The sequence below is a fragment of the Chitinimonas sp. BJYL2 genome, assembly GCF_027257935.1.
Taxonomy (GTDB): Bacteria; Pseudomonadota; Gammaproteobacteria; order Burkholderiales; family Chitinimonadaceae; genus Chitinimonas.
This window is the reverse complement of the sequence record NZ_JANZKW010000002.1, coordinates 226,764-239,671: the sequence shown is the minus strand read 5'-3', so window position 1 is coordinate 239,671 and position 12,908 is coordinate 226,764. Positions and strand designations below refer to the sequence as shown.

9 protein-coding genes are annotated in these 12,908 nt (G+C 60.9%); 6 read left to right on the top strand and 3 right to left on the bottom strand.

All coding sequences use genetic code 11. The annotated features are described in order from the left end of the window. The first annotated feature begins 1 nt into the window (after window position 1). The 4 genes from O9X62_RS06730 to O9X62_RS06715 all read left to right on the top strand — a co-directional run bounded on the left by O9X62_RS06730 (window position 2) and on the right by O9X62_RS06715 (window position 2,092). The gene (locus O9X62_RS06730; protein ID WP_269532031.1) at window positions 2–331 is read left to right on the top strand and encodes a DUF192 domain-containing protein; all 330 of its coding nucleotides are present in this window, start codon (window positions 2–4) and stop codon (window positions 329–331) included. Between the two features lie 110 nt (window positions 332–441). Beyond that, the gene (locus O9X62_RS06725) at window positions 442–819 is read left to right on the top strand and encodes a tetratricopeptide repeat protein (RefSeq protein ID WP_269532030.1); all 378 of its coding nucleotides are present in this window, start codon (window positions 442–444) and stop codon (window positions 817–819) included. Then, on the top strand, window positions 816–1,550 hold the full coding sequence (locus O9X62_RS06720) for a TadE/TadG family type IV pilus assembly protein (RefSeq protein ID WP_269532029.1): 735 nt from the start codon (window positions 816–818) through the stop codon (window positions 1,548–1,550). The genes O9X62_RS06725 and O9X62_RS06720 overlap by 4 nt, the downstream gene beginning before the upstream one ends. Continuing rightward, complete coding sequence (locus tag O9X62_RS06715; protein ID WP_269532028.1) at window positions 1,550–2,092, top strand: DUF805 domain-containing protein; 543 nt, start codon at window positions 1,550–1,552, stop codon at window positions 2,090–2,092. The genes O9X62_RS06720 and O9X62_RS06715 overlap by 1 nt, the downstream gene beginning before the upstream one ends. 241 nt (window positions 2,093–2,333) lie before the next feature. Here the strand turns inward: O9X62_RS06715 and O9X62_RS06710 are convergent, their stop codons facing one another. The 3 genes from O9X62_RS06710 to O9X62_RS06700 form a co-directional block, all read right to left on the bottom strand. Further along, entirely contained in the window at window positions 2,334–8,120 is a 5,787-nt protein-coding gene (locus O9X62_RS06710) for a filamentous hemagglutinin N-terminal domain-containing protein (protein ID WP_269532027.1), read from the bottom strand. 3 nt (window positions 8,121–8,123) lie between these two features. Then, window positions 8,124–9,836 carry a ShlB/FhaC/HecB family hemolysin secretion/activation protein gene (locus tag O9X62_RS06705; protein ID WP_269532026.1) on the bottom strand — a complete coding sequence of 571 codons (1,713 nt, stop codon included), beginning with the start codon at window positions 9,834–9,836 and terminating at the stop codon, window positions 8,124–8,126. 84 nt (window positions 9,837–9,920) lie between these two features. Beyond that, window positions 9,921–11,747, bottom strand: a complete 1,827-nt coding sequence (locus O9X62_RS06700) for an adenylate/guanylate cyclase domain-containing protein (protein WP_269532025.1) — start codon at window positions 11,745–11,747, stop codon at window positions 9,921–9,923. A 172-nt stretch (window positions 11,748–11,919) separates the two neighbouring features. Here O9X62_RS06700 and O9X62_RS06695 point away from each other — a divergent pair, with 172 nt between their 5' ends. Further along, entirely contained in the window at window positions 11,920–12,372 is a 453-nt protein-coding gene (locus O9X62_RS06695; RefSeq protein WP_269532024.1) for a cyclic nucleotide-binding domain-containing protein, read from the top strand. Window position 12,373: 1 nt separating this feature from the next. Continuing rightward, window positions 12,374–12,826: a Crp/Fnr family transcriptional regulator gene (locus tag O9X62_RS06690; protein WP_269532023.1), complete on the top strand. Its 453-nt coding sequence runs from the start codon at window positions 12,374–12,376 to the stop codon at window positions 12,824–12,826. The last annotated feature ends 82 nt before the right edge of the window (window positions 12,827–12,908 follow it).

Sequence of the window (12,908 nt, the reverse complement as noted above, 5' to 3'; positions counted from 1 at the left end):
GATGCGGGGCGATCAAGTGCTGGTGACAACCGTCTGGGCGGCGGAGCATGCAGCTGAACGGATGCAGGGCCTGCTGGGTCGGCCCGTACTGAAACCGGGTGAAGCCATGCTTATCCAGCCGTGCCGGCTTGTGCACACTTTTGGCATGCCGTACGCGCTGGATCTGGCCTTTCTGGATCGCAAGGGCAGGGTGCGCAAAACGGTACGCGCCGTGAAACCAGCGCGCATCGCTGGTTGCTGGACTGCACATGCGACGCTGGAGATGACCGCGGGCGAGATTGACCGTCTAGGTATACGCCCCGACGATGTACTGACCTGGCAGATAAAATGAGAAGGATCCCTCCATTTGCACTTGGATTGGCATTGCTGGCATGCGCGGTAGTCCTGCCTGGCCTTAGCGGGTGTGCGGTGCCGGGGCAGCCTGCTGGCGATGCTTACGCTTTGCATCGCGATGCAGAAGCGGCTTATCAGGACGGCGACGATGTGCGTTCGGAGAAGCTGCTGCAGGCCTTGTTGCGTACCGCGCCCAATGACGCAGAAACCTGGTTCCGGCTGGCAAACCTGTATGCACGCTCCGACCGACCGGAGCAGGCTACCGAAGCCTATCAGCGCAGCCTGATGCTCAACCCGGCCGATAGCCGCGCCTGGCACAATCTGGCTGTGGTACGCCTGCGTCAGGCTCAGGCAGCTTTGACACAAGCGCATGCCACCGCGGGAGAGGACGACACCCTGCGCGCCAAGACCGCAGCGATGATCGATTTGCTGCAACAAGCCCAGTCTGCAAAAGCACCAGCGGCCAAGGACGCTGCCAAACCATGAGCCCCTTTCGCCAGCATGGTCAGGCCATGGCTGAGTTCCTCTATGCCTTGCCCATCCTGCTGTTGCTAGCGTTGGGGGCTATACAGATGGGCTTTGTTTACCAGGCCAAACTCACGTTGAACTACGCGGCAGCCGTGGGAGTGCGCGAGGGCGCGCTACGTAATGGCAGCATGAGTGCCATCAAGGACGGTCTTGAAGCAGGCTTGTCGCCGCTGTATGCGCATAGTCTGGGTACGCAGAATATGGCGATGCTCAAACGTGCCAGAGTTCAGGCGCACGAGCTGCTGGATGATCCCAAGCTGGCGAAGATCACCATCCTGAATCCAACTCAGGCCGGCTTCGGTGCGCACAAGGCAGACTCGGAGAGTGGCTCGGAAATTCCCAATGACAATCTGATGTATCGCGACACCGGCGCAAAGGGTGGAGTCAGCGTTCAGGATGCCAACCTGCTGAAGATCCATGTGCGGATCTGTTACCGTTTATTCGTGCCCATCATCAATAAGCTGATCTACAACCTGGCCGTCGATCCGCCTGGCGCTTCAATGCCCGTTGCGACCACGGCACCCGGCATGCTGGCCAGCTATGGGCAGGGCTCCACCACTCGGCCTTGCACGGATAGACCGTCTGCCACCGAGTACTATTTGCCGATTGAGTCCGAGGCGATCATCCGTATGCAGTCTCCATTCCAGGACCCCGGCGTAGCCACCGGAAGCTCGGGCGTCTGGCGCTGATGCAGGACGAACTGAACGTATCCGCGCCGGTGCCGGCAGAGGCCATCAAACCGGCAAAGCGGCGAATTCCCTGGCCTAGCGGCCGTATCGGCAGGGTGCGATACATCAGTATCGTATTGGGTCTTGTGGTGGTCTATTCGGCGCTGCTGTCCCTAACCGGATTGTTACTCACCCTGTCGGGTGTCTCGCCCGTGGTAGCGGAACGTACCTTGCAACTGTTCTCGGCCGTTCTGTTCGTGCCCCTGATGGGTGCCATCCTTTTCTGGTCCATTGAACGTGTGCACGATATGGGCTTGTCCGGGTGGGTTGCCTTGGTGGTGTTTGTCCCTTACGTGAACCTGTTGTTCTGGTTATGGCCGGGCAAACGGGAAGCGAACGCCTACGGTCCTCAGCCGACATCTGCCAGCTTGCTATTGCGGATGCTGGTACTGATGGTGGTGGCAATACTGGTGTTGATCTACGCGACGACGCTTTGGTACGGGCCGATCATGCCTGAGCAACCCGGCCCGCCACCGACTGATCTGCCGATCTATCGCGAATAGCCCGTAAGAGCGGGGGAGGGTATCGAGCCTCTCCTACTGCACTGGGCTTGATTGTCTGTCCGGTTGTTATCGGCTACACCGCCTCTACCTGGCCGCATTATCCCTGCTACCACCGTCAGAGCCGCCGAGTACCGGCCTTGATCAGCATGCCGGTGCGCGAGACGGGTGGCTGTCGTTTACATCGTAAAGCCGTTCAAGACGCGCCAGACCGGCAGCCGGTCTGGCGACGTGCCCGCTTGGATCAGCGCCCGGCTGTCTTGATGGCTGCACCGCTCTCCTTGCCGGTCTTGCGCTGGCAGTCCTGCCTGACATTGACCCCTTCGCCCTTGAGCTTGACCAGGCCCTTACCGCCGCTCAGGTCAATTTCTCCGGCCTTTTTGTCATCAATGGCCTTCTTGTTCAGAGGCATTTCAGTACACGGGATGCCACTGTCGCCGCCGGCCAGCGAGGTAGAGTCGGCCGATTCGTCGTTGCCGTCACCATTGCCACCACCGTTCTCGCCGCTGCCATCCTTGCCGCCATTGGCGCTACCATCGCCACCCTTTTGGGCACTGCCGCCCGAACCGGCGCCACCGTCATCCTCGCCGCCGTCTTTGCCTGAGCCGCCACTGCCTGCGCCACCGTTACCGTCATCGTCGCTGTCAGAGCCACCCGATCCAGCGCCTGCGCCATCGTCGTCGCCATCCTTGCCCGAACCACTGCCTTGAGCGCCATCGCCACCTTCGTCCTGATTCTTGCCGTCAGAACCGGCACCATCGGCACCATCACCCTCTGCATCCTTGCCGCCCGATCCACTCGAACCGCTGCCATCACCATCGTCGTTGCCGTTGCTGTTACCACCGTTGGCACCTGATCCGTCGCCATCGCCGTTACCGTCACTGCCACCAGAACCGGCACCGTCACCATCACCGCCGTCGCCGCTACCGGCGCCCGAACCACCGTTGCCATCGCCGTTGTCGCCGTCGCCATTACTGCCCGACCCACCGGAGCCCGCACCGGCGCCATCGTCGTCGCCACCGCCGTCGGAGCCGCCACCATTGGCACCATCGGCGCCGCTTCCGTCATCGGCGCCGTCACCCGCGTCGCTGCCGCCTGTACCAGCGCCGTCGGCCCCATCACCATCGTCACCCGATCCGCCGCCAGATCCTCCGGCTCCGGAACCATTGGCCCCGCCATCGTCATCGCCGCTGCCCGAACCGGAACCACCACTGCCAGCGCCTTCACCATCGCCGCTGCCGTCATCACCGGAGCCCGTGCCTGAACCACCGCTGCCGTCACCATCTCCGTTGCCGTTATTGCCGCCCTGGCTGCCGCTGCTGCCCGCGCCGTCGTTGTCGTTACCGGACCCGCTGCCACTTGCGCCATTGCTACCGTCGCCATCGAGGTCCATGTCCGATCCGTTGCCGGATCCGCCCGAACCCGCACCGGCACCTGCCGTGTCGTCGTTATCGCTGTCGTTTACGCCGCCATTGCCGTTGCCTGTACCGCCGCTGCCATTGCCGGTGTTGCTGTTATTGTTGTTATTGCCGCCATTGTTGTTCCCGTTGCCGCCATTACTGCTCGAACTGTTGTTGTTGCTGTTGTTCGAGTTGTTGTTGGTCGAGCTATTGTTGTTGTCCCCTGTGCCGTTATTCCCGGTATTGGTGTTGTTTGTCGTGTCATTGTCGGTGGGGTCATTACCACCACTCGTGCCTGTTCCACCTGTGCCGGTGTTGGTATTTGTCGTTTTGTCCGTGTTGTCTGCATTCGACGTGGTCGTGCCCGTACCTGTGCCGGGCCCGGCAGTCGGGCCTGTCGGCGTTGTGTTCCCACCACCGCCACCGCCGCCGCCGGGTGTGGAATCCGTATCGCCGGGATCGGTTTCCAAGGGAGGATTCGTGGCACCACAGCCGGCGACTCCGTCGTTGCAACCCCGCCAGGTGGCACCCAGTGTGCCGCTGGAACTCTTGGTATTGATGTTGGGCGGGGTGTTATGCACCACGATGTCTTCGGGTGTGCCCAGCTTGAGGGTACGAGTACCCAGATCAAAAGCGGCGCCATGGGCAACATGGATATCGGTATAAACCGGGCTGTACTTGGCGGGGGAACTGCCAAAGGGGTAGTCGGGCGTGCCACTGATGATGATCGTGGCCTTGCTGTTGAACTTCTTGAGCAAGGCTTCGGAGTATTCGGTTTCGTTGCCATAGGCGGCGCTGGCTGGGCGTGTTCCCACCCAGATGGTCTGGTCGCCAACATTGCGCAGCAACACGTTGACGTTGTCGGCGTGAGTGTATTGGCCGCTCCCGCCATTCAGGGTCAGGGTGTCGGAGATGAAATGAATCATGTCCCCGAAGGTGCTGAAATGGCTGACCACGAGGTTGGGTGCTAGCAAGCGCAGGTTGTACAGTGGGCCAACCGCATCGACCTGGATCTGGCTGCCCGTTTGCGCTGAAATGCTGCGATAGCCCAGATCTTTGGCGCCGCCTTCGCCTATGCGGATATCAGCGCTGTATACACCCATGGTTTCGGCTGCCAGCGCTTGGTTGGAAATGACGTTCGGCAGTGAGCCGAAGTGAAAGGTTGCCGTCGGGTTGGTGAACTTGAGCAGGTCTTCCCAGGTGTACGTGGTGTCTGTCGTTACGCCCGACTGATAGGGGCTGGCGGCATTGTCAGCCCGTACATTGATCTTGCGGTTGAGGTTGTAGGGTTGGAGCAGGATACGGGCACCGTTCTTGGTGGCCGCATCGAGCAGGATGGTCAGGTTGTTGGAGCGCAGCAGCAGGTTGTCGCCTTCGCTGTTGAGTTTGACCACCCTGAGATCATCGCCGGTAGTGAGGTAGAAGTTGCCGACCGGGTTGTTGAATGCATCGACGCTGACAGTGGTGGCCGCCGTGCCGCCGCTGCTGCCACCGCCGCCACCACCAGACGACGGCGCACCACCACTCCCACCGGATGTGCCGCCCGATGAGCTGGGTGGCGCCGGGATGGTTTCATTGATGGCGTCGTTGACCGCGCCAATGGCGGCTGCCGCCAGCAAGCCGGTGTAGCTGCTGTTGTTGATGACCATGTCCTTGCCGCCACCCGCCACCAGGGTTTCGACATAGGTATTGAACTTGATGGTGCCCTTGCCCTTGTCAGCGACTGCGCCCAGTGCATTGGCGCGGATCATGGCGCTACCGGTGGTCTGCCCAAGGAAATCGCCGCCGATACCGATAGTGGCGCTGCCGGCGTACACGGTCTGGTTTGCACCGTTGACTACCCGTGTGCCGGTAAGGGTGATGTCCTGGTTGATATTGAGATTGCCACCGATCGAGAGCGACACATTGTTCGGGTTGTACGACGCCGGTTTGGCGGGCGTGACGGTGTTGTCGGCGGGTTCGATGATGGTGTTGGAGGTGGTCTTGATGCCATTGACACCGGCAATGCTGCCTACCGACAGCGTGGAGCCAGCGCGACCAGCGCCGGTAAAGAAGTAGGAGCCATTGAGTGACGCTGCCAGTGTATCAACACGATTGAAGCCATTCGACAGGCTTACCGTATTGACCTTGCCTGCATTGGCCGTGTCCTTGACCAGCAACTCACCTGCAGTGATTGCACCGGCCTCGACATTGGCCTCATTGCGCTGCAGCACACCACCGGAATCCAGATTGATCGTCAGCCGTGCAGCACCGACATTGATATTCTCGTCAATACGCAGTGCCGCGGGGTTGGCCGCGTCACCGATGGTTTTCTTGTTGTCAGGCGTTGCCGTGGGCGCACCAACCGTGATGGTGGCACTGTAGCCATTGGTGCCGATGCCTTTCCAGCTGCCCCACATATTGCCGACAGCGAAGCCATTCTTCTCGACCAGGTTCAGTGCACCGTCGAGGGCGGCGGCAAAAATGCTGAAATTGTTATCGGCGGCTGTCAGGTTGAACGTGCCTTTACCTTCAACCACAAAACCGTTGGCGGTAACCGGCGCACCGGCAGCCTGATTCACCCCGCCGTTGCTGCCACGGGCATAGAAATGGTTGTTGCCTACGTTGACAGCCTGGTTCAACGTGATGCCGCTATTGGTATACAGATAGGTGAAGCCGCCATTGGTCGTTATGCCGTTGACGCCGCCCACGCTGCCGACCGTGAGGTTGCCGTTATTGTTGAAGTTGATCGAGCCACCGTTGAGGCTGGCTGCGATGGTGGTCACGGCATTAGCGGCGTTCTGCATCGAGTAGGTGCCGCTACCCTTGAACAGCAGACTGCTGGCTGTCAGCGTTTTGCCACTCGTTTGCGAGAGGCCATTGCCCATGTCCAGCGTCACCGTACCGCCGCCCGCGTTGATGTTGCCGCCCAGCGTCGCGCCACCGGCTGCGAGCAGGTTGATGTTGCCGCCGGATGAATTGAGCCCGCCCAGAGTCAATGACCCCGAACCCTTGGCTTCGATGTTGATCGTGCCACCCGCGGTCGTGATCTGGTCGTTCAAGTCGTCAAAGGTGATGCCGCCGCTCTGGGTCGAGCGAAGGGTGAAACTGCCGGCGCCGGTCTGCTTCATGGCCAGTGTGTTGTCGCCTAGATTCTCGACGCGGATCAGGCCGCTGGCCTCGACCACCACATTGGCATTGCTGGCCAGGCCTTCCAGCGTCTGCTCCGCCAGCGTGTTCGGTGTGGTATCGGGGTCGGAGGCAAACAGTTGGTTGTCCGCGACATTGCCGGCTTGGTCACCCGCAACCGCAGCACCACTAGTGATGCTGAGGCTGCCCGGATCGAGCAGCAACATGCCGGTTTCACCCTGGGGTGCAAGGGTATCCACTCCGCCACTGAAGGCCAGCCTGTCCTTGCCCGAGACCTCCACTTTGCCGCCATTGCCGGCCTGGCTGCCGCCACGGGCCGAAATGGTGCCAGCGAAGCGGGTGTCCGCATCTGCCCAGACAACCACCTTGCCGCCATTGCCGCTGTCGAGCGCGTCGGCCTTGATACGGGCGCCGTCGAGCACCGCGGTACGCTGCGCATTGCGCAGATCACCCTGACCTTGCCAATCGCCACCAAGCAGTACGGTGCCGCCGCCTTGCTGGCCGCTGGCGTCAATCAGGGCGGTGCTGGTAACGGCCAGTCGTTTTCCTGTCGCAGCAATGTCACCGCCCTCGGCCAAGCTGCTGCCGGCCAGAATCTGACCACCGAGCAGCGTGGTGGCGTCCGACTCGATACGCACCGAACCGGCTTGGGCACCGCTGACATCGAGGGTGCCCTTGACCGTGATATCGCCACCGACAGCCACCAGCTCCACGCTGCCACCGCGATCGGCGATGCCCTGCGCCTGGACCAGACCTTGCTGGTTGACCGCCGAGGATGCCAATGCGCGCGCCGTGTTGGCGGCCATGACGATACGGCCACCGTCGGCAATCAGGCGGCCATCATTGGCGGCCCCAGCCATCGCGCCGATGGCGGCCTCGCTCAGTGCGTAGCTGATCAGGCCGTCGCCGCCGAGATCGAGTTGCAATGCCTGGCCCGATGCCAGCAGCACCGAGCCCAGCCGGGCCTGAATCAGACCGCTATTGCTGACGCGATCACCCGCCAGTACGACAAAGCCACGGTCGGCAGCACGCAGGCTGCCCTGGTTGATGACGGCCGCCGTGTTGCCCTGGCCATCAAAACGATAACGGCCGGCCAGAAAGTCCTCGTTGCGGATATCGAGCGTGGTGGCGACCAGTCCGCCTACGTCGACGCGGGCGCCAGCTCCGAAGAACACGCCATTGCCATTGACCACGAACACGCGGCCGTTAGCCTGCATCTGCCCCAGTATCTGGCTGGGTTCGGTGCCGATGACGCGGTTGAGGATGACGGCCTGGCTGTTGGGCTGCAGAAAGCGCAACAGATCATTGGCGCCAACGCTGAAGCTGCCCCAGTTGATGATGGCCTTGTCGCTGACCTGATGCACCGTGGAGCCGTCTTCACTGACGCTTGCCGATCCTGCCACAACGGTCGGGTTGGTCGGGAGCTGGGCATGGGTGGACAGAGCGCTGGCAATCGCCAGTGCGATCAGGGTAGGGCGGCAGGGCAGGGAGCATGCCTTCATGGCTCAGAAACTCGCACTCATATTGAACCAGAGACGACCTTTCTTGCCGTCGTCCGCCTTGTAGTTGTTCATGGCTGCGTGGGCGTATTCCACTTTAATCGCGCTGTTGCGGGTGGGGTACACCGTCAGTCCGACACCTGCGCCGGCAATTTCCCCTCGGCCATTGCGAAAGCCCGCTTGCTTGTAGACGACCCGGCCATAGTCCACGAATACGCTGGCCTGAGCTGCACGGCCCAGCACATTGAGGCGGCGGCGGGCTTCGAGGGTGAGCGCTTCGCCACTGTCGCCACGCATTTCAGATGGTCGGTAGGCGCGTACGCTGTCGGGGCCACCGATATCGAACTTGTCGCTATCTGGCAGGGTTTGCCGGCTGTGTACCCATTGGCCTTTGAGCATCACGTCCCAGTTCTTGTCGAGCGCCGCGGTGGCATCAAAGCCGGCATCGAGTCGCAGGCGCTCTGCATTCTGGCGAGCCGGGATTTCCGGCGTGATGACGACGGGTGCTTCGGCCGGATTGGTAGGCGTAGAAACCACCGCGGGCCGGGCTGGAATGTAGCGACGACCGTTGCTCGACGCAGTCAGACGCCAGTTCCAGGCCGTGCCGTCCGAATCGAACCAGCGCTCGCGCCAGGTTGCATTGGCCAGCGCGAGGTATTTGCGCGACAGGGTGACGCCAAGCGCGTCCTGGCGCAGTTCGCGATAGTTGTAGCCAAGGCTGAAACTGCGATCCCGCTCGCGCGAGCGCAGGTAGGGCCAGGTGTAGGCCAGTTCGCTGGCTTTGACTTCGCCGGCCAGCTCCAGCGGCGCAAGTCTGCCGCCCACATCGTATCGGACGCGCGAATGGCTCAGGCTGAGGCGGTCGCCACGCATGCTCATTGGCAAGCTGTAGGTCAGCTTGCCGTAACGCAGCAGCTGGTGCTCGGACACGATGCTGCGCACCAGTAGCTGATCGCCAACGCCGAGCGGATTGTTGAGGCTGAAGTTCAGATCCAGGCGGTTCTGGCCTATATCCTCGCGCGCGGCATTGGTGAGCGCCACATCAAGCGCAAACGTTTTTTCCTCGACCTGTACCAGCAGATCGCTGCTGCCGTACTGCTCGCCTGGCAGCAAGGTGGCTCTGGCACGCAGGCCTGGCTGATCGTTGAGCAGCAGGAGCTTGGATTCGAGCGCGGCCTGTCCGATGGGCGCGCCGATTGCGAGGCTGCCACCGAACTCCTTGATCAGTGCAGTGCCATAACGGCTGTTACCGGCAACGCGAACTTCACCCAGCGTACCTTCGACAATATCGATACGGACGAGGCCGTCGTTGACGCGCTGCGCCGGCACCAGCGCACGCGCGAGTGGGTAGCCTTGACGCTGGTAGAAATCGCTGACGGCATCAGCCGCGCGACCGAGATCATGGAGATTGAGTTCTCGGTCTAGAAAGCGCTCTACCGCGCGCTTGAGGCGGAAATCGGTGAATACCTTGTTGCCGTGGAAATCAAAGCCATTGACACGGAAACGCCGCGCGTTGGGGTCGTGATCCGTGCCGCCATCATCGCGACGGAACAGCACTTCTGCCGGTTGCCGCGGTGCCGGCTCGGGTCGCCGCAACGATTGCTCCACGCTACCCGGGGTGGGCAGGCTGGCAATGTCCGCTGCCAGCACGGTCATGCTGGCAAAGAATACAAGGCTGCAGAACTCTGGGCGAAGCGAGGCGGGGCGGCGTTGGGGCATGGGATCAGGCTTGTTCTGGGTTGGCTGCATGATAAGTGAGCAAGCTGGCAGCCTGCTCTGGCATAAAGTCGCTCATGGTCGTTTTCAACTCGCGCGCGACACTGCGTAAACATCCATTTCTTCACGCCGCCCTTTGAGCTGGTGTTTGCCCATGCCTTCGACACGCACTTCGGGCCGGCTCCGTATGCCCTCAAAGGTATTCGGATTGATCAGGATGTCGCGCTCTACGTTCTTGGTGAGTGCCTCCAGTCGCGCGGCGACATTGACCGCGTCGCCGATCACCGTATAGAGGAACCGGTCCATCGATCCAACCTGCCCGGCGATCACCTCACCCGTGCTGATGCCGATACCGCTTTCTAGCCGGATTTCGCCGCGCTGCTCACGGCGATCATTCAGTTTGCTCAGTCGGTCACGCATGTCGAAGGCTGCGGCGACAGCCGCCCATTCTCTGCCTGGCGCAGCAATCGGGGCGCCAAAGATCACCACAATGGCATCGCCAATGAAGTTGTTGATGTAGCCACCCCAAGGTTTGACTGCCTCTGCCATCTCCGAGAGGTATTCGTTGAGGAAGGCCACCACCTGCTCCGGTGTCATTTGTTCTGAGAGCGTCGAGAAATCCCGAATATCCGAGAACAACACGGTTACCTTGAGGCTCTCCCCACCCAGTTTCACTTCGCCCGATAGCAGTTTTTCCCGGACTTCCGGCGAGACCACACGACCAAAGATATCGCGCTCTCGCTCACGCTCCTGCACGCTCTTGACCATATCGTTGAAGGTGTTGGCCAAGGCACCCATCTCGTCTTGCCAGTAGGCGGTGGCAGTCGCGTTCGGGTAATCCCCGGCACGCATGGCCATGGCTGCCCCGGCCAGACTGCGAACAGGACGCAGCAGCAGGCGCGAGAGGACGGCAGCCGCCAACACGCTGAGTGCCACCATGCCGAGCACACCGTAACCCACATGGCGTGAGAGATCCCGCAATGGCGCGGTGAACACTTCCTTGGGCTCATTCACCCCCACAATCCAGCGGTGGCGGGCCGGGGCGTAGCCGGCAATTTCGAGTTGATCGGTAATCGGTGACCGGTAAACGATGTTGCCTGGCTGACGAGCCTGGGTAAGCGCAGCGTTCAGATCACGCAGGTTCAGACTTTCGATGCGCTCCAGCATGAATTGGCGTTCACGCAGGATACGGTGCTCGACTTCCTCGGGGAGCTTGTCAAGGCTGCGGTACAGCAACTTGGCGTCCGGGTGGTGAACCAGCACACCATCCCGATTGACGAGAAACGCGTAGCGATTGCTGCTGGAACGAACGGCATCGAGTATGCCGGTCACGGTCTCGCCGCGGATTTTCATCACGGCTACGCCGCCGATTGCACCATCTGGCCGGTAAATGGGTGCCGAGAAGAACACGCCGGGCATGCGGGTGACGACACCGACCTCGATGTCCGAGATGTAGAGGCCGCCTTTGATGACCTGGGTGTAATAATCCCTAAACCGGAAATCTAGGCCGAAGAACTGCGCGCGGCTCGCCGCGATGACGACGCCATCAGCATCCAGCACATGCATCAGCTCGATATTGTTGTTGGCGGCGACAATCTTGCCGAGCTCCACCTCTACCGCGGTGCGGTTGGCTGGTGAAGGGTCGGCCACCAGACGGGTGACCGCCGCATTGCTGGCCATGTAAACCAGAAAGTGCTGGCTATCGAGTATGTATTGATCCAACCGCGCGGCCAGACTGGCGGCCAGTTGCTGAAGATTCTTCAGCTCGGCGGTTTCCATGCTCTCCAGGCTGCCACGCAGGGTATAGGAAGTGGACGCCAGCATCGGCAGTGTGCTGCTCAATAACAGCAGTACAGCGAGCTTGAACGCGATCGGCCATGTCGTCGGGTGCAGGAAACGGGTCAGGGTTTTCATCATTCTTCTGGGTGACAGTCGTGACAAGTGTCGCGATCCACCTGATGGTTTAGCCCAAAAAGTACCACCTTGCTGGTATTGCGGCGTCCTGAGGGCTATATCTTCACCAATCTTTGTCACCCATCGGCCGTCGCAGGCGGCTTTAACTCATCCCTTACGTTCGGGGCAGTCCATGCGAGAAGCTTTCCAACGCGCCTTTCCGGCGCTGGCCGCGCAGTTGGGACCACAGCATGTGGATTCCCTGCTGGCCGCGTGCAAGCCGGTTGAATTAGCAGCAGATCGCAAGTTGTTCCGCGATCGCATGCCGGTCGAGTCGCTCTATCTGATCATCGAGGGCAAGCTGGCCGTCACGCTTGAGGAAGACACCCGCAGCATTTCGCTGGGCACGGCGTCGCCGGGGCAGTGGTTGGGTGAGGTATCCGTGTTGTCAGGCAGCATGCTCGGGAGCGCCACAGTGACGACCTTGACACCCTGCAAGGCGCTGAAATTGCATTACCAGGATTTCGATAACCTGATTCGCGATAACGACCACATCGCCAATGCCTTGCTCTCCAACCTGATCGAACTGCTGGCTTCGCGCTTGCGGGTATCTGCCGCGGCCATTGGTCGCATGTCGGGAGCGTGAGATGGATATCAAGACATTCCTGCGCAACCTGCCCGCTTTTGAGTCATATACCGATTCGCACACCAATGCCTTGATCAGCGCCTTGCAGATCGAGGACTGTCCCGATGGCTTTGTCTTCATTCATCAGGGCGGGATAGGCGGTGCCATGTTCATTATTCTGGAAGGCTCGGTCGGAGTTATTCGCCGCGATCAGCCTAATCAGACCGAATACGATGTACGCGACCTGCGTGAGGGTGAAATCTTCGGATTACTTTCACTGGTGGATGACATGCCCGCCGCGGCCACCTGCGTAGCCCATGGCAAGGTCAAGATCGCTGCGCTGACGCAGGATGCCTTCAAGACACTGTTCGATTCCGCCCCGCCGATCTGTCACCAATTACAGTTCATGATTGCGGTGCAGCTGGCGCGTGATCTCTCTGAGCAGAACGAATTTCTGCGCAAGCACATGCGCTGACCTTACGCCCTCACGCCCGCACTACCCAAGAAAACGCCCCGTATTCCGGGGCGTTTTCTTTCAAGTGTGCTCTTCAAGCATG